Raw genomic sequence first — 17934 nt, 5'->3', positions numbered from 1 at the left:
TTAGGGGATACGCGGGCTATCGGTAACTATTGCGTTTCGCTTATAGCGTCGCGATAGCCATAAAGCGGGATTAATCGCCCAGTCCCGGCGGATTGATTTCTGAACGCTCGATACGCCCAATGCTTTCTCCCCAGCGGCTCAGCACTTTGTCGTATTCACCGCTTTTAATCACACCGTTCAACGCCGTATTAATCGGCTGTACCAATCCGCTGCTTTTGCGCGTGGTGACCGCGATATGTGCAACGTTGGGGTAACCGCCGTTTACCGTGCCGACATGCTTAACCTTTCCAGTTAGCTCTGCCTTGTAGGCGCCGATCACGTTTGGACCGAAATAGGCATCAGAACGACCGGATTGCAGGCTCAGGTTGGCCGCAGCATCGTCCGTGACATAAATGGGCTGAAAGGCGGGTAGGCCGTTAGCGCGATTCTGTTTATCCCACGCCAGCAGCACGGCTTCCTGATTGGTGCCGGAGCCGACGATAATTTTCAATCCAGCAATGTCTTTCGCTTCCTTGATGGACTGAATTTTACTGGTGGATTTCACATAGAAGCCGAGTGAGTCGATGCGATAAGTGGCGAAATCGAACTTTTCTTTACGTTCTTTGGTGACGGTAATATTGATAATGGCGGCATCATATTTGCCGGAGGCTACGCCGAGTGGCCAGTCTTCCCATGAGGTGGGAACGATGTTTAGTTCCAGACCAAGGCTGTCTGCTACCAGTCGGGCAATATCCGGTTCGCTGCCCACTACAGTTTTGTTGTCGTCAGCCAGAAAGGCCAGCGGGGGTGACGATCCCAATGTGGCAATCGCGACGGTGAATTTACCCGGCGTGACAAATTTAAAATCAGCCGGAATCTGTGCGATAGCGTCCACATTCTTCGGCGCATGGATCGGTTGCTGATTGGTTTTCAGGTCGATAGCCGCCTGCGCGATAGTCGTTACGGACAGCGTGCCGAGCAGCAGCGATCCCGTCAGTAGCCTTGTCAGAAGCGAGGGAAGCACGCGAGGTGTCGCGGCCGAATGTGCGATGATGTAGGCGATCTGTTTTTGCATTTGTCTTTCCCTTGCAGGTTGTTATGGTGACGCCGTCACTTTTAAGAACATGTCACTTTAAAGAACGTGTCACTTTAAAGAACGTGTCACTTTTATTAATCGCCGATACCCGGCGGATTCACCACGGACTGTGTGATCTTTTCATCGTCTTCACCCCAGCGATCCAGCACCTGCGCATAGCTACCGTTGTGGATCGCGCCATTGATGGCGGTGCTGATTGGCTGCGCCAAACCGTTACCTTTTTGCGTGGTGACCGCGACATAAGCGACAGTCGGGCCTTTGCCTACCATGCGCGTTTTGCCTGTTAACGCCGCTTTATAAGCGCCGATGGAGTGCGGACCGAAAAACGCATCGACACGCCCGGACTGGATGCTCAAATTGGCGGCGGCATCGTCGGTAACGTAGACAGGCTGTTCGGGGGCGAGGCCGTTAGCGTGGTTTTGCCGATCCCAGCCCAGCAGAATGTTTTCCTGATTGGTGCCGGAGCCGACAATCACTTTCAGGCCCGCCACGTCTTCCGGTTTGTTGATTGCGGTAATTTTGCTGGTCGATTTCACGTAGAAACCCAGCGTATCAATGCGGTAGGTGGCGAAATCGAACTTCTCTTTGCGCAGCTTCGTTACGGCGATATTAAAAATAGCGGCATCGTATTTCCCCGCCGTAATGCCCAGCGGCCAATCTTCCCAAGAGGCAGGCACCAGTTTCAGATCCAGCCCGAGACTGTCCGCCACTAGCCGTGCGATGTCGGCATCGCTGCCGACAATTGTTTTGTTGTCGTCAGCCAGCAGAGACAGCGGTGGTGAACTGAGCGCCGAAACGGCAATCGTCAGTTTACCCGGCGTAACGAATTTGAAATTAGCCGGGATTTGCGCGATAGCCTCGGCGTTTTTATCAGTACGAATGGGAACCTGATTGGCCTTGAGATCGATACGGCTGACGAATCCCGCGTCTTGTGCCTGCACGTTTGCTGCCAGCGTGGCGCTCAGTAGCGTAGCCAGACCGGTTACAGTGATAAAATTGGGATGCTTCACGGTGAATCTCCTGTTGCGCGAATTAGCGCGTGAATTGATTCACCGGATAGTCCAGCGCCAGATTTTCCCGCAGCGTGTAGCCGGGATATTCCTGACGGAATAATCCGCGCTGTTGCAGCAGTGGGACGACGCGATCGACAAAGTGGTTGAGCGTATCTGGCGTGCCGCCCTGAATAATGAAGCCGTCTGCCGCACCATTCTCAAACCAGAGCTGTAAGCCATCCGCCACCTGCTCGGGCGTGCCGCTGAATACCGGGCGGGGTGACGCCGCTTCCAGCGCGACTTGTCGCAGCGTTAAGCCTTTTTCCTGCGCGTTGCGTTTGATTTCATCGGTGGTGCTGCGGAAGCTGTTTTTCCCCAGTTCGCCGATATCGGGGAAGGGCTCATCCAGCGGATGCTGTGAGAAGTCATAGTGCTCAAAGTAGCGGCCCAGATAATTTAGCGCGTCCTTAATCGTGACCAGCTGTGCAGTTTCCTGATACTGGCGCTCGACGTCTTCTGCATCGTTGCCGACAATCACGCTGACGCCTTGGAAGACGTGCAGCTGATCGGCGTGGCGACCGTTTTCTTCCAGCTTCTGCTTCACCTCGCGGTAATAACGCTGCGAGTCTTCCAGCGTGTGTTGATGGGTGAAGATGGCATCGGCGTGTTTGGCGGCAAGCTTTTGCCCGTCCTCAGACGCGCCAGCCTGAAACACAATTGGGCGACCCTGCGCAGAGCGGCCAATATTCAGCGGGCCCTGTACCGAGAAGAATTCCCCTTGATGATTCGGCGTGTGCAGCTTCTCAGGGTCGAAGAACTGCCCGCTTGATTTGTCACGAATAAAGGCGTCGTCTTCCCAGGAATCCCACAGGCCTTTTGTTACCTGAAGGAATTCATCGGCAATACGGTAGCGCAGCGCGTGTTCTGGGTGCTGCTCACGGGAAAAATTTTTCGCCGATCCTTCTAATGGCGATGTCACCACGTTCCAGCCCGCGCGACCGTTGCTGAGATGGTCGAGGCTGGCGAACTGTCGGGCGGTGGTAAAGGGTTCGGAATACGACGTCGAGAGTGTGCCGACCAGGCCAATATGGCTGGTGACGGTAGCCAGTGCGGACAGTAGCGTCAACGGCTCAAAACGGTTGAGAAAATGTGGGATAGATTTTTCATTGATATACAGACCATCTGCCACGAAGACAAAATCAAACTTGCCCAGTTCGGCTTTCTTCACCGCATCTAGCACAAAACCAAAATTAATGCTGGCATCCGGTACGACGTTTTTATGTCGCCACGCGGACATATTTCCCGCCGCACCTTGTAATATTAAACCTAGTCTTAATTGTCGATTTGAGGATGTTTGTTTTTTACTCATTATTATAAACCTTGTTATTAATTGAATGTGCTTGTTATTAATTGAGCTAACTTCCATGAAAGTGAACACAGTCCATCAATAAAATCGGCTGTCAATAAATAAGCCATTAATAGGCATTCACGCATTCAATGAAAGGTTAATGGGACGTTAATAGCGTGTTTTCACTATTGATGAGGCGAGGTGTGATGTAAAACAACAAAAATGGATAATGAAATTCAAAAATTTCAGATGATGGCGCGGCTTATTTTGTTAGTATGATGTTAATAGCCATGTCTCTCGCCGTATCTAAAGGAAGAATGTAATGTCTGATTTGACAGCTGAACGACGCGTAACCGTGAATGACGCCGTTCCCTCTGCGGCGGTTAGCGCCGTTGACCGGCAGGCGTTTCGCGATGCAATGGCAAAGTTGAGCGCGGCGGTTAATATCGTTACCACCGATGGTCCGGCAGGTAAGGCTGGGTTTACCGCGTCGGCTGTATCAAGCGTTAGCGACACGCCCGGCACGCTGCTGGTGTGTCTGAATCGTGGTTCATCGGTGTATCCCACGTTTCAGGTGAATGAACATTTATGCGTTAATACGTTGGCGGCACATCATGAAGCGCTGTCGTCGCTGTTTGGGAGTCGGTCGTCTACGGAAGAACGGTTTGCTGCGGCGAAGTGGGGCGTGTTACACACGGGTTCACCGGTGTTGCAAGATGCGCTGGTTGCATTTGACTGCCGGGTTGAGGAAGTGGTGAGCGCGGCGACGCACGATATCTTTATTTGCAGAGTGTTAGCGATTAAGCAGGGCGAAAGTACCGATGGTCTGGTGTATTTTTCCCGTGGTTATCACGCTGTTCGCGGGTAATGAAATTCATCGACTATATGTTAAGCCATCTATATGAGTTGATGTTGCAGACAAAGTGCGTCGAGCGGTGGTAATGGATAGATCGTAAAGACGCTGCAAGTACGTCCTTGTAAGCTCGAGCCGCGCCATCCTTGGCGCGGACGCTTTACTCTTCTATTCCATTACCCCCGTTTTCGTTCTGAAAATAGGGTTTTTGCTCTCTTTCTAACGCGAATTATTGAGGGAGTCCCCTCCGCCGGATTGACCGGACGGAGGGATTTTTATAAGTCAACGATCACGATGAGGACAGGACTGCCTGTGGTGGTGTAACTTTCGTGGTGCGCAAGCGATGCAGTGCGGCTTCCGCTAGCTGTGCAAAGTAGCGTGATGCAGGCGCAATCGCGCTTTCATCTGGGTTGAACTGAGGGTGATGCAGGCCAAATTCGCTGTTTGAGCCAATGCTGACGAACGTGCCCGGCACTTCCTGAAGGTAAAGGGCAAAGTCCTCGCCGCTCATTTGCAGTTCGGCATTTTCTACCTGATAACCTGCGTCTCGGGCAATTTGTTTGCTGAAATCGGCCCATTCGCTGGTATTCACGACCGCTGGCGGGCCGGGATACCATTTGAGTTCCGCTTTTGCGCCCAAAGCAAGGGCAATTCCGCCGATCAGTTGTTCAATACGCTCCGGTATTTCTGCACGAATCGCGGCATTGTAAGTACGAACCGTTCCTTCCAATTCTACCGTTTGCGGTAGTACGTTCCAGGTGTTGCCGCCCTGAATTCGCGTGACGCTGATGACCAGCGACTCCAGCGAACTGAAGCTGCGGCTGGGCAACGTTTGCAGTGCATTGACGATATTACAGGCGGTGACGATGCTGTCGATACCCTGTTCCGGCTTGGCGGCGTGCGCGCCTTTGCCTGTAATGTGAATGGCGAAGCGATCCACGTTGGCATAGAACTGCCCGCTGCGTGTGGCGAAGGTGCCTGCGGGGAGTTCGGGCGCATTGTGCAGGCCGAAAATGGCGGCCACATCGGCGAGTGCCCCCGCACGAATGATCTGTTTAGCTCCGGTAGATACCTCTTCTGCCGGTTGGAAAAACAGCCTGATTTTACCCGGTAAGGCATGTTCACGTTTTTTCAGCAAACAGGCAGCGCCGAGCATCACTGCGGTGTGGAAGTCATGTCCGCAGGCATGCATGACGCCTGCATTTTGAGAGCGAAAGCCGACATCGACCAGTTCTTCAATCGGCAGCGCATCAATATCAGCGCGTAGCGCAATCGTCGGACCGCTGCCGTGACCAATTTCGGCAACGACGCCGGTGGTTAACGCAAGGGGCAGCAGGCGGATGTCTTTTTCTTGTAGCCAGCGGGTAATGTGCGCGGTGGTTTGGTGTTCCTGATTGGACAATTCTGGGTACTGATGCAAGTGCCGTCGCCAGTTAATTAACTGTTGATCAAATGACGTATCACAACAGGGGATAGATTCAGCCATATCAATACACCTCCTTAACAAAATGTAAACATGATAAAGGTAGCCGATAGCAACTAAATGGATAAATACCGTCTGGTTATATTTCATGTCTTTTTATGATGGCGTTTTTTGTATTCATGTATTATGAATATTTCTGCTAACAAAACTCATTATTGATATTTATTTTTAACACCGTTATGCAACATTCTTCTTATTCGGTTTTTTTGCTATTTCTGTTTTTTGGTTATGACTATTTATTACTATGAATAGTGCTAACGGATAGCCGCTGAAAATAAGGAAACATCGTGGGATATAAGCTCAGTTTATTAGATCAAAGCCCTATCGCCGAAGGAATGAGCGCGGCGCAGGCGTTGGCACAAACCGTGTCGTTGGCGAAAGTGGCGGAAGCGCTTGGCTATTACCGCTTTTGGGTTTCCGAACATCATAATTCCGATGAGCTGGCGGGGTCGTCTCCCGAGGTCTTGATCACCTGGCTGTTGGCGCATACGACAACGCTGCGCATTGGCTCCGGCGGCGTGATGTTACAGCATTACAGCCCGTATAAAGTCGCGGAGAATTTCCATGTCATCAGCGCGTTGGCAGGCGGACGTGTAGATTTGGGTATCGGTAAAGCGCCGGGCGGGTTGCCACTTGCGACACGGGCGTTACAGCAGGAAATCGGTGAAGCGCAGCGGGTCGCCTTCACGGAGAAATTACATCAGCTCAATCGTTTTCTCGGTAGCAATGACGATACGGTCGATCGTCTGAATGCGACACCGCTGCCGGAACATGCGCCACAGCGCTTTCTGCTAGGGGCCAGTCAGGATAGTGCGAGATTAGCGGCATCGCTTGGCTGGAATTTCGTGTTCGCTGGGTTCATTAACGCCAGCGAAACGCTGCTGGCAGAATCACTCTTGAGCTATCGGGAATTGAAGCCAGCCAGTGCACATACGTTGCTATCGCTGTCGGTGATTGCCGCCGAACGTCATGAGGATGCGGAAGCGCTGGCCAGCACGCAGCATAACTATAAGGTTTATATTGAAAACAAGCCGCCGCTAACGGTTGGAAGTCAGGAACAGGCAGAAAATTTCGTTCGACAGGCAGGCGTGACGGATTTCCGTATTGAGCAGGAGCCACGCCATGTGCTTTACGGTACGCCGGAAGATATTCATCAGCGTCTGGAGAACTATCATCAGCGCTTTGGCGTAGATGAGTTCATTATCCATACGCCCGTGACATCACCCCGTGAGCGTGAGGCGTCTATCCGGCTGTTGGCGCAACGCTGAACAACGGCTAGCAGCGTGAGTAATGATTAGAAATGTGAGCAATGACACCGCCGGGCCGCCATGTGGACAGTAACCTGATGCTGTCTGGTAGAAAAGTGAGGTTATGCGATGGCGGTGCCGGAGAGCAAGGAGGCCTTGATTAAGGCGATCAACAGTCAGTTCACGCTATTAATGAAGAAAATTGACGCAGTGCCTGCAGAGCGAGCGTTCTCGCCAGAAATGGCAGGACATGCGCAGGGGACGCAGATGAGCCCGGCAAATCTGGTGGCGTATTTGCTGGGCTGGGGCAATGTGGTGTTGAAATGGCATGAGGACGAAGAGCAGGGTAAAACCATTGATTTCCCTGAGGCCGGTTATAAATGGAATCAGCTTGGCCTGCTGGCACAAAAATTCTATCAGGATTATGCCCCTATTACCGATTGGGCGGAACTGATCGCGCTGCTTGCCGCGAATAAATTAGCACTCATCGCATTGGTTGAACGCTATACCGATGAACAGCTCTATGGCGAAGGCTGGTACGGCAAGTGGACGCGTGGTCGAATGATTCAGTTCAATACCGCCGCGCCTTATAAAAATGCGGCCGGACGCCTGCGTACGTGGGAGAAAAACAAATAAGTGTTTGATAGTAAATAAAAATGATTGTTGGCCTTATCTTTCCCCTTATAAGGGCTCGTTAGCGGCGTTTTTTCAGACAAAACCTTACATATTCCCCCTGTTTGACTGTTCTATACTCAGTAATAAGCAAGGTAAGTTTTACTGGCAGATGAGATGAATAAGGGGGAAGAAAAATGATTGGTCTCAACTTAGTTTCTCCAGTGTCATATTACGCCACGCCTGACAAACTGGATTATGTCCAAGGTATTTCCCGTTCGTCGCAGCTGTCTGGTTACCCTAATCAGGACGCTTCTACTCGAACGCGGACAGCGTATGAAAATAGCGGCTCGGTCTTTAAAGCACCCATAGCAGATGGGGTGAATCGCCCAACGGCAACTAACCAGCTTAACGTTTATGTTTAAATTTCCTACAGAAATGGGCAATCGCGCGCTGTAAACGATCGTTTTCGGTGCGTGTTTTGCCCTTTTTGATCGTGTTGTATCCTCATAAAAGTATCTTCATCACATCCTCATTGCACCTTCATCAAACCTGTCGAGCCACCATCACCTTTTTTCTTCCCTGCTCGTCATTTACCCGTCTCCTGATGAAGTCAGGCTAATTCATGATTAACCCTATGATTAATCAGCATTACACAATTCTGATAACTTCCTTTCTATTTGCTGCTTTTTGACACATTTCATCATATTTTCTTCTATTCCATAGTCTTGGAATGAATATTGCTGCTATTTTTCTTTCTTTAACAAACACATGACCTAAATAAGGTTCCTCTGGTGCTGTTCTTGATCATCTCAGGTAAGTGATTCGGGTGACAAATTTGCCTGGAGCAGATTTGAACGCAGCCAACGCACATGCAGCTTGAAGTATTACGTGTATATAACGAGAAAAGGGAGTGGGGTGTATGTTGAAGCAAGTAGCTGTTGCGGTAGGGATGGCGTGTTTATGTGTACCGGCCTGGGCTTATGATTATGGTGACTATGCGCGAGAGACCGTGGATACGCTCATTAATGATTATCCGGGGCGCTATCGCGATACGGCAAATTTTGTTGGTGCGGCGGACTGGATGACGCAGCGTATGGCACCCGGCTATAGCACAGTCAGGCAGGATTTTTCCTGGACGGCAGGTGGCACGACACGTTCGTCACAGAACGTGCTGGCCTCTAATGTCGGGTTGAGCAGCGAATACATCATTACCGGGGCGCACTTTGATACCTTCTTCGGGCGGCCAACGCTACAAGGGCTGGATGACAACGCATCGGGTGCCGCCATTCTGACGGAAGTGGCGCGTAATTTTAGCGGTATCCAGACGGAAAAAACGCTGGTCTTTGCTGCCTTCGGTGCAGAAGAAGAGGGGCTACGCGGTTCGCGTGCGATGGTTAACGATCTGATTGCGCAAGGAAACGCGGGCGATCTTAAGGCCATGATTAACATGGATAGCATGATCACCGGTGACAAACTCTACGCTCACGCCGGCGATAACAGCGTGGCTAACCCTGCTCTGGCAAGCCTGCGTGAACAGACGCTGCGTATTGCGAATGAATTGGGCATCGATCTGTTCACTAATCCGGGGTTGAATGCGAGTTATCCCGCTGGAACCGGCTGTTGCAGCGACGGCGATAGCTTCAATGCGGCGTTTGATATTCCCGTGCTCTATATGGAGGCCACCAACTGGGATATTGGCGATCAAGATGGCTATGAGCAAACCACAAACCCCGCGGTGCCGGGTGGCGCGACATGGCATGATCCCACCGTTGATAACGAAGCCTTTCTGACCAGCGTGTTCGGGCAGGAGCGTATCGACCAGCACCTGCGTGACGTTTCACGTCTGGTGACGCGACTGTTGCTGGAAATCTCCAATACCGATTTACTGCATTCGGCATATTCCGCCGCCGCGATGCAGCAGGCGATGGAAGAGAGTCTGAAGCGTCAGCGTCAGTCATTGAGTGATTTGCATAACCAGCGCTGGCTGCTGTTGCAAAATACCACTCGGAGCGTGGGCACGCTGGATACGGCGATCGGGGTTGAGGGCGATGTTATTCCGTCAAATGGCTTTGACCGCGCACCGCAGCAGCGCTCTCGGCAGGCGATGGCTTATGCACTGGTGGATTATCAATTAAGTGACATTGTCACGATTGGCGGAAGCCTGAGTCTGCTGCGTAGTAAGGATAAGCTGGAGCGCAATGGACACATTGAAAGCGATACCTGGCAAGCGGGTGTCTATGGTTTGCTGAATCAGGGCGGACCCGCCTGGCTGGGCAGCGAAGTGACGGCAGGTCGCGCAGCGATTGAATCACGCCGCTCGGTTTATCTGCAATCTGCAGGCGGTCCGGTTTTGTTGGACAACGCGCTGGATGGTAACACCGAAGCGCAGTTTATCGGTGCCCGCGTTAGCGGCGGTTATGACTTCCCAATAAGCGGCCTGCGCACTGGCCCGGTTGTTGGTCTGGATTACGCGCGTTATCGCATCAATGCGTTTGATGACAAGGGCAATTTGCGGACTGGCGTGCGGTATGAAAAGCAGGATGTCGATTCGCTGGAGGCCAGTCTGGGCTGGCGAGTGCGTGGCAAGGTGGAATTCAGCAATACGATGTCGCTACAACCTTACGCAACAGTGGCGTGGGTGCGTGAACTGGCCGATGGGCTCGATTCCAGCTTTACTGTGAAAGATCATGTCGATGGTGCAAACCGCCGCGTTGCGGTGGGAGAGCAGGATAAGAATTTCGGCAAGGCGACGGTCGGTGTGCAGTGGCTTGCGGCAGAGAATCTGAATCTATATTCCGAAATCGGCAGTCGTTTTGGTCATCAGGATGGCGATCAAACGCGCTACAGCGTGGGCGTACAGTGGCAATTCTGAATCTGTTGATGAAGAACAGGACTCACTCTTGGTGCTGACATAAGGCGTTAAAACGGGGTCTGAAACGACCCCGCATTGAGATCAGCGCGGAATGATTACCCGTACGGCCCGTCCTGAATGGAATCTCTGACCCGCAGTTCAGACAAAAACAGGTTCTCTTTCGAAAAATACCCGCCGTCCAGCATCGCGATCAGGCGGTTAATCACCTCGTTAATCATATCGCTCACCGGATCTTTTACGCTGGAGAGCGACGGCTTCAAAAACGGCGCGGTGGGAATATCGTCGAACCCGACCACAGAGACGTCGTTCGGTACGGCAACGCCAGCTTCATCCAGCGCTTTTATTGCGCCAATCGCCATATCGTCATTACTGGCAAGCACGGCGCTGAACGATACCTGGCTATCGCGCAGGGTGGTAATGGCGAGTGATCCACAGCGCGGCGTCCATTTCCCTCTCACGATCAGTTCATCCCGTACTGCGATGTTAGCTGCTTTCAGGGCGTCTTTGTAGCCAGAAAGGCGTTCGATAGCGGTCGGTGAATCCAGTGAACCGGTGATAAACGCGATGTCTTTATGACCGCGTGCGATCAGATGCTGCGTGGCGTTGTAGCTGGAACCTTTGTGATCGCAGCAGATGCAGTGGCTTTGGTGTTTACGCAGTTTACGGTTGACCACCATGATTGGCTGCTTGTGCTTCTCGATGATGTCATCCATCTCATCCACGTTAAGAAAACGGGGGTAGATGATAATCGCATCGCAGCGTAAACCGAGCAGGAATTGAATCGCATCGCGTTCTTCAGCGGCACTGTGTTTACCGTCGACCAGAATTAACTGACGCCCATTGTCTTCGAGCTTCTTGGCGGCCTGTGACAGTAATTCATTAAAATAGCTGCCGTGATAGAGCGTATTCGTCACCACCAAACCAATGCAGGCTGACTTGCTGGTCGCCAGATTACGCGCCAGTAAATTTGGCTGATATCCCGTCTCTTCAATGGCCTGATAGACCAGCGTTTTGGTTTCTTCACTGGTATAGCCTTTACCTGAAAGCACGCGCGACACCGTCGCTTTTGATACGCCTGCTTTCTTCGCCACTTCCTGCATTGTTGACATGGGACATCCTGAGACGTTGAGTACTTCCATCATTTTACACACTTTAGGCTGGCAGCAGCAGGGTGATAAATGCAGAGCCAATGGTCTCGGGAGAAGAATTGTGCTTTTCATGGCGATCGTGGTCACATAAGTAAAATATTAACAATCCATCTATTGAAATCGCACTCATATATAAACACTATTATGTGGAACCGGTTACCCATCGGCGTTTCATCACGTTGCATGGAGCAGGGATACCGGCATGAATTCTTTCATAACTGTATGAAATTTAATAATAAATGCATGTTCACTAAACAATAAACTCGCGTTAAGCGGTTTGTTGAAACAGGTGTAACGTGCGCGATTACGAGAGATTGTCTATCCATGTCAAAGAATTATGCGGCTGTATCCCGTTCGATAGTCGATGCCATCGGTGGTGCTGATAACATCACTGCCGTGACGCACTGTATGACCCGCCTGCGTTTTGTGCTTAAAGATAATGATGCGGCGAATGTCGCCGAATTGAAGGCGATCGGCGGCGTGCTAGGTGTGGTGAAAAACGATAACCAGTGTCAGGTCATCATCGGTAATACTGTTTCTCAGGCTTACGCCGAGGTGGTGAAGCTATTACCGGAAGGTGCGGCTGCTGAAAAAGCGGTGCCAGTGAACAATAAAATTACGCTGCGACGCATCGGTGCAGGCATTCTGGATGCGCTGATTGGCACGATGTCACCGCTTATCCCGGCAATTATCGGTGGGTCGATGGTGAAATTGCTCGCCATGATTCTGGATATGACCGGGCTGTTTGAGAAGGGCGCATCGACGATCACTATTCTGAACGTGATTGGCGACGGCGCGTTCTTCTTCCTGCCGATCATGGTGGCGGCGTCTGCGGCGGTAAAATTCAAAACCAATATGTCGCTGGCGATTGCTATCGCTGGGGTACTGGTGCATCCGACGTTTATCGATCTGATGGCAAAAGCAGCACAGGGTCAGCAGGTGGTGTTTATGGGGTTGTCGGTCACGGCGGTGAAGTATACCTATACCGTAATTCCGGCGCTGTGTATGACCTGGATTCTGTCTTACATTGAAAAATGGGTAGACCGCATTACGCCAGCAGTGACCAAAAACTTCCTCAAGCCGATGTTAATCGTGCTGATTGCGTCCCCGATTGCCATCATGCTTATCGGGCCGATTGGGATTTGGATTGGTAGCGGTATTTCTGCGGTAGTGTACACCGTGCATGACTATCTGGGCTGGCTGTCCGTTGCCATCATGGGCGCTATCTGGCCACTTCTGGTCATGACCGGTATGCACCGTGTGTTTACGCCGACCATTATTCAAACCATCGCTGAAACCGGCAAAGAAGGCATGGTCATGCCGTCTGAAATTGGCGCGAACCTGTCGCTGGGTGGCTCATCACTGGCCGTCGCTTGGCGTACCAAAAACCCGGAACTGCGCCAGACGGCGCTGGCAGCAGCGGCATCAGCGATTGTTGCTGGGATCTCTGAACCTGCGCTTTATGGTGTGGCTTTACGTCTGAAACGTCCGCTGATCGCTTGTTTAATCACCGGATTTATCTGTGGTGCCGTCGCGGGTATCGGTGGATTAGCAAGCCATTCAATGGCGTCGCCGGGGCTATTCACCAGCGTACAGTTCTTCGATCCTACCAATCCGATGAGCATTGCCTGGGTATTCGGCGTCATGATTCTGTCCGTCGTGATTTCCTTCTTCGTGACCTTGCTGCTGGGCTTTGAAGACATCCCAGTAGAAGAAAAACCGGAAGAAAAACGCGTAGAGGGCGATGAGATTTCCGCGCCGCAGCGCGCAGCGAACACGAATTAAATGAAGCACTAATACGAAGGAGAAATAGCGTATGTCTGCATCAACATTTCCCACTGGGTTCTTATGGGGGGGCGCGATTGCGGCCAATCAGGCAGAAGGCGCGTACCTTGAAGGCGGTAAAGGGCTGACGACGGTGGACATGATTCCCCACGGCGTGAATCGCCTGCCGGTGAAGCTAGGACAAGAACCGCGTTTTGCGCTGCGTGAGGATGAGTTTTATCCCAGCCATCAGGCGATCGATTTCTACCATCGCTATAAGGAAGATATCGCGCTAATGGCGGAAATGGGGTTCACGGTGTTCCGTACCTCCATCGCTTGGAGCCGTCTCTATCCAAACGGGGATGAGCTGACGCCCAACGCGGATGGCATCGCCTTTTATCGCGATATGTTTGCCGAGTGCAAGAAGTACAACATGGAACCGTTGGTGACGCTGTGCCATTTCGATGTGCCGATGCATTTGGTCACGGAATACGGTTCATGGCGTAACCGGAAAATGGTGGAGTACTTCACGCGTTACGCTCGAACCTGTTTTGAAGCGTTTGACGGGTTGGTGAAATACTGGCTGACGTTCAACGAAATCAATATTTTACTGCACAGCCCGTTTTCCGGTGCAGGGCTGGTATTTGCCGAAGGGGAAAATCAGGAACAGGTAAAATATCAGGCGGCACACCATGAACTGGTGGCGAGCGCGCTGGCGACGAAGATTGCGCATGAGGTTAACCCAGGAAATCAGGTTGGCTGCATGCTGGCTGGCGGTAATTTCTATCCGTGGTCGTGTAAACCGGAAGATGTCTGGGCGGCGCTGAATAAAGATCGTGAAAACCTGTTCTTTATCGATGTGCAGGCGCGTGGCACCTATCCGGCGTATACCGGACGATTGTTTAAAGAGAAGGGCATCACGATTGCTTCTGAGCCGGGCGATGACGAAATTCTCAAGAACACGGTGGATTTTGTTTCCTTCAGTTATTACGCCTCCCGCTGCGCGTCGGCAGATATGAACGAGCACAACAGTAGCGCCGCGAACATCGTTAAATCGCTGAAGAACCCGCACATCAAGGCGAGTGAATGGGGCTGGGGGATTGATCCGCTGGGCCTGCGCATCACGATGAACATGATGTATGACCGTTATCAGAAACCGCTGTTTTTGGTGGAGAATGGATTAGGGGCGAAGGACGAGATTAACGCGCAGGGCGACATTGATGATGACTACCGCATCAGCTATCTGCGTGAGCACATCAGCGCGATGGCAGACGCCATCGGCGACGGTATTCCGGTTATCGGCTACACCTCGTGGGGCTGTATCGATCTGGTTGCCGCGTCTACCGGCGAGATGAGTAAACGCTATGGCTTCATCTATGTCGATCGCGACGACCTAGGCGAAGGGACATTAGCCAGAAAGAAAAAGAAATCGTTCTACTGGTATAAAAAGGTGATCGCCAGCAACGGCGCTGACCTGAGCTGAATGGAATAATTCAGTTTAGCTATTCTTGTTATAGCCCCCTGACGGTAGCGTCTGGGGGCTATTTTTTTATCCGTAGAGGAAAGTGAGGTTGTCGGTGTTTGTTTTTTCACTCATAATCGAGCGTATTGGTTATGCTCATTGATGTGCGATCGAGCTAAAGTGAGCATTGCTATCTATCAGCCTAATTCTCAGTGATACGATCGCGCAAACGCGATAGGAAGGTAAAACACGATGAGTCAGTCGCTTCCCGATATTGCTTTTTTTCATGAACTTGCCACGTTAGCCAGTCAAGAAACGTTGCCGCGTTTTCGTTCTCTCAAAGCCAGCCAAATTGAAACGAAGCCAAAAGAAGGTTTTCGCTTTGATCCAGTGACGGAAGCCGATCGGGAAGCCGAGCGTGTGATACGTGAACACATAACGCGCCATTATCCCGAGCACGCGATTATGGGAGAGGAATTTGGCTTGAGCGGTGAAGGGCCAGTGCGCTGGGTTTTGGATCCGGTCGATGGAACCCGGCCTTTCTTATGCGGGTTACCCGTGTGGGGAACACTCATCGGTTTGTTGCATCATGAACGTGCGGTGATGGGAATGATGAGCCAGCCGTTTACCGGAGAGTGTTTCTGGGCCGATGGCTCACAGGCCTGGCGTAGCGATCGGCAGGGAGAAACACGCTTAAGTACGCGTAAAGGCGTGTCACTCGAACAGGCGATTCTTCACACCACTGCGCCGGAAGCGCTGAGCATGCATCCGACCGTTCGCTTCGCAGAGCTCACCGAAAGCACACTGATGACGCGCTACGGCGGTGAGTGCTACGCGCTGGCGATGCTGGCGGCAGGCCAGATTGATATCTGCGTGGAATTTGCATTGCAGCCCTACGACATTGTCGCGCTGATTCCGATTATTGAGCAGGCGGGCGGCATCATTACCGATCTCAACGGGCAGCGAGCAGAAGCGGGTGGCACCGTGGTCGCGACCGGTAATCCAGACTTGCACCCGCAGGTTTTAGCGATTCTCAACGGATCGCGGTAATCGTCTTTGGTTTGTATAACAGACCATGGTGATGTGAAAAACAACGGTTAAGAAGGAATCATGATGAAAGTGGCACACGTTGCATTATGGACAGCCGATCTGGCCGAACAGGCTGCATTTTGGCAAGAGTTCTTCTCTGCTCAGGTGGGGGAAAAATATGTGAGCCAGAATCGCCCCGGGTTTGAATCGCATTTCGTTCAACTGAGTGAAGGGGCATCCATTGAGCTGATGACGCTGCCGGTGCTGGCGGACGCCTTAACCAACAAAGAAGGTTGCGGTTGGGCGCATGTGGCGATTTCGGTTGGCAGTAAAGCGGATGTGGAAGCGTTAGCTAGCAAAGCGGCTGAACGCGGCATTTTGGTTGCCCCACCTCGCATGACGGGGGACGGTTTTTATGAAGCGATCGTCAGCGACCCTGATGGTAATCTGATTGAGATAACATCAGACTGATTCGGGAACCCTTTGTATGCTGCACAAACTGCCATCATTCGATCGACAACATAGCGCGATGCTGATTTTCGCTGGTGAAATTCGATTTGGCCCGCCTTATTTTTCGCTATCGATCGACGGCAACGCATTAGAAGAGCGCGTTTTCGGCAACGAGATGCTGTGGTCGCCGGATTCTCGTTACCTTGTGGCACAAGAGTGGCTCTCTACGGCGGAACGCGACGGCCCGCAAACGGCTTTGCTGTGTATTGATGTGCTCGAAGAGAGGCAATGCCAGGTTTCTCAGGCTGCGGGTGGATTTATCGTCCCCGTACGCTTCGAGGACGATAATCTGATCTATGAAAAACAGTATTTTGGTGCAGAAAAACACGGTAGCACGGAATACGAGATCCCGTTTACCGCGCTTCCACGCTGGACTTCGCTACAGCTGCGTTAGCTTTCATAGCGAACAACATGCGCTTCCGTTGGTGAGGGAAGCTCCCATTTTGTCAGCATTCCTTGCAGCGTTTTATTGCTCAGCGTCGTGTCTCGTTTACCGTTGCGGCGAAGTAGTTCTTGACGCGGACGCTCCAGATAAACGATCTCCACTTCTGCGCCGTAGGCATAGCACAAATCCAACGTGCGGGTGCGCATTTGCTGACTCAGATGCGTGGCGTTCCACACGAATGGTTCATGGGTTCGCAGCAGTGAACGTGCTTTATCGGTCGCCCAATGCACCGCTTTTCCTTCATTTTCTCCGTGTTTCAGCCCCAACTCTGTGCGCGCATCGTCAAAAGAGACCACCGGTAAATCATGCCGATGCGTCCGTACCCAGGTGTCTTTTCCTGAAGCAGGCAAACCGCACATAACAGTGACTTTCGAGCCTGGTTCCTGAAACAGCGGATAGTCTGGATGGACATCGGCACCGCGAAAATAACTCAGGCGCGTGTGAGCATCGACAAACGCTCTCGGCTGGCCGTAACAGCCTTCTTCCCGCGCCAGTTCGCGGAACAACTCAATGCTGTCGAGTACGCGCGTTTGATCCTGACAGATTCGCCCACGTATATCAGCTTCCGCCAGCGTGGCCAGCAGCGGAATGCTCAACTGCCAAGAGAGTTCGCGAATCGTAAAGATCGGCGACACCCGACGGCGTTCATCTTCAAGGCAGTAAAACGGCACCTGATGCACCGCAATTAACCGGCAAATCGCTTCTCGAATCGCAAACGGGACATCTGCATCCCACAGCAGCACCCGAGCGTCGATGGCACCTTTGCGCGAATGTCCCGGTTGACCAATCTGGCCCGTCACTGGATCAATGACCGTTGTTCGGTATTTCGCAACGTCATGCAGCAGCGCGGCAAAAAACAAGATTTCCTGTTGTTCTCGCGTGGCTGTCTGGTAATCGGGAAGCTGTAATAGCGACTCGATCACCATCATGGTGTGCGTCCAGACATCGCCTTCACCGTGATAGCGTGGCTCTTGCGGCGTTTCTTTGGCCCGCTTAAGTACAGGGAACGCATCCAGACAATTCACAAAATCTGGCTGTACGCCAGAGACGGGGACCAGCCCCTTAATGGTATTCCAATCCATGATAGTCAT

The 17934-nt window shown here is 52.0% G+C and carries 16 protein-coding genes; 10 read left to right on the top strand and 6 right to left on the bottom strand.

Going from position 1 to position 17934, the window contains the following annotated elements; translation table 11 throughout:
• Positions 1-70: 70 nt before the first annotated feature.
• From GZ59_RS11615 to GZ59_RS11605, 3 genes are all read right to left on the bottom strand, one after another.
• The gene (locus GZ59_RS11615; RefSeq protein WP_011093717.1) at positions 71-1054 is read right to left on the bottom strand and encodes an ABC transporter substrate-binding protein; all 984 of its coding nucleotides are present in this window, start codon (positions 1052-1054) and stop codon (positions 71-73) included.
• Positions 1055-1149: 95 nt separating this feature from the next.
• Positions 1150-2085 (bottom strand): transporter substrate-binding domain-containing protein, encoded by a 936-nt coding sequence (locus tag GZ59_RS11610; RefSeq protein WP_011093718.1) that lies wholly within the window; start codon positions 2083-2085, stop codon positions 1150-1152.
• 22 nt (positions 2086-2107) lie between these two features.
• Positions 2108-3436 carry an LLM class flavin-dependent oxidoreductase gene (locus GZ59_RS11605; RefSeq protein ID WP_011093719.1) on the bottom strand — a complete coding sequence of 443 codons (1329 nt, stop codon included), beginning with the start codon at positions 3434-3436 and terminating at the stop codon, positions 2108-2110.
• 301 nt (positions 3437-3737) lie between these two features.
• Between GZ59_RS11605 and GZ59_RS11600 the strand changes: the two genes are divergently transcribed.
• Positions 3738-4283 carry a flavin reductase gene (locus GZ59_RS11600; protein ID WP_011093720.1) on the top strand — a complete coding sequence of 182 codons (546 nt, stop codon included), beginning with the start codon at positions 3738-3740 and terminating at the stop codon, positions 4281-4283.
• Between the two features lie 274 nt (positions 4284-4557).
• On the opposite strand, the gene GZ59_RS11595 is transcribed toward GZ59_RS11600, so the two are convergent.
• Positions 4558-5754 carry a M20 peptidase aminoacylase family protein gene (locus tag GZ59_RS11595; protein WP_011093721.1) on the bottom strand — a complete coding sequence of 399 codons (1197 nt, stop codon included), beginning with the start codon at positions 5752-5754 and terminating at the stop codon, positions 4558-4560.
• Between the two features lie 284 nt (positions 5755-6038).
• Between GZ59_RS11595 and GZ59_RS11590 the strand changes: the two genes are divergently transcribed.
• The 4 genes from GZ59_RS11590 to GZ59_RS11580 all read left to right on the top strand — a co-directional run bounded on the left by GZ59_RS11590 (position 6039) and on the right by GZ59_RS11580 (position 10485).
• Positions 6039-7019: an LLM class flavin-dependent oxidoreductase gene (locus GZ59_RS11590; protein ID WP_011093722.1), complete on the top strand. Its 981-nt coding sequence runs from the start codon at positions 6039-6041 to the stop codon at positions 7017-7019.
• 108 nt (positions 7020-7127) lie between these two features.
• On the top strand, positions 7128-7634 hold the full coding sequence (locus GZ59_RS11585) for a ClbS/DfsB family four-helix bundle protein (RefSeq protein ID WP_011093723.1): 507 nt from the start codon (positions 7128-7130) through the stop codon (positions 7632-7634).
• A gap of 173 nt (positions 7635-7807) precedes the next feature.
• On the top strand, positions 7808-8035 hold the full coding sequence (locus GZ59_RS22955) for a hypothetical protein (protein WP_071598463.1): 228 nt from the start codon (positions 7808-7810) through the stop codon (positions 8033-8035).
• 497 nt (positions 8036-8532) lie between these two features.
• Positions 8533-10485: an autotransporter domain-containing protein gene (locus GZ59_RS11580; protein ID WP_039291901.1), complete on the top strand. Its 1953-nt coding sequence runs from the start codon at positions 8533-8535 to the stop codon at positions 10483-10485.
• A 95-nt stretch (positions 10486-10580) separates the two neighbouring features.
• Here GZ59_RS11580 and GZ59_RS11575 read toward each other — a convergent pair whose 3' ends face one another.
• The gene (locus GZ59_RS11575) at positions 10581-11594 is read right to left on the bottom strand and encodes a LacI family DNA-binding transcriptional regulator (RefSeq protein ID WP_039291899.1); all 1014 of its coding nucleotides are present in this window, start codon (positions 11592-11594) and stop codon (positions 10581-10583) included.
• Between the two features lie 363 nt (positions 11595-11957).
• On the opposite strand from GZ59_RS11575, the gene ascF reads away from it, so the two are divergent.
• From ascF to GZ59_RS11550, 5 genes are all read left to right on the top strand, one after another.
• The gene (gene ascF / locus GZ59_RS11570) at positions 11958-13418 is read left to right on the top strand and encodes a PTS cellobiose/arbutin/salicin transporter subunit IIBC (RefSeq protein ID WP_011093726.1); all 1461 of its coding nucleotides are present in this window, start codon (positions 11958-11960) and stop codon (positions 13416-13418) included.
• A 31-nt stretch (positions 13419-13449) separates the two neighbouring features.
• Positions 13450-14880: a 6-phospho-beta-glucosidase gene (locus tag GZ59_RS11565; protein ID WP_011093727.1), complete on the top strand. Its 1431-nt coding sequence runs from the start codon at positions 13450-13452 to the stop codon at positions 14878-14880.
• 231 nt (positions 14881-15111) lie between these two features.
• Positions 15112-15909 (top strand): histidinol-phosphatase, encoded by a 798-nt coding sequence (hisN, locus tag GZ59_RS11560; protein WP_039291897.1) that lies wholly within the window; start codon positions 15112-15114, stop codon positions 15907-15909.
• Positions 15910-15972: 63 nt separating this feature from the next.
• Complete coding sequence (locus tag GZ59_RS11555; protein ID WP_011093729.1) at positions 15973-16359, top strand: VOC family protein; 387 nt, start codon at positions 15973-15975, stop codon at positions 16357-16359.
• Between the two features lie 16 nt (positions 16360-16375).
• Positions 16376-16792 (top strand): hypothetical protein, encoded by a 417-nt coding sequence (locus GZ59_RS11550; protein WP_011093730.1) that lies wholly within the window; start codon positions 16376-16378, stop codon positions 16790-16792.
• Here the strand turns inward: GZ59_RS11550 and GZ59_RS11545 are convergent.
• On the bottom strand, positions 16789-17934 hold the full coding sequence (locus tag GZ59_RS11545; RefSeq protein ID WP_011093731.1) for an AAA family ATPase: 1146 nt from the start codon (positions 17932-17934) through the stop codon (positions 16789-16791). The two genes, GZ59_RS11550 and GZ59_RS11545, sit on opposite strands and share 4 nt — an antisense overlap.

Origin of the sequence: Pectobacterium atrosepticum (genome assembly GCF_000740965.1) — a bacterium.
In the GTDB taxonomy this organism is placed as follows: Bacteria; Pseudomonadota; Gammaproteobacteria; order Enterobacterales; family Enterobacteriaceae; genus Pectobacterium; species Pectobacterium atrosepticum.
This window is presented reverse-complemented; position numbering and strand designations above follow the sequence as displayed.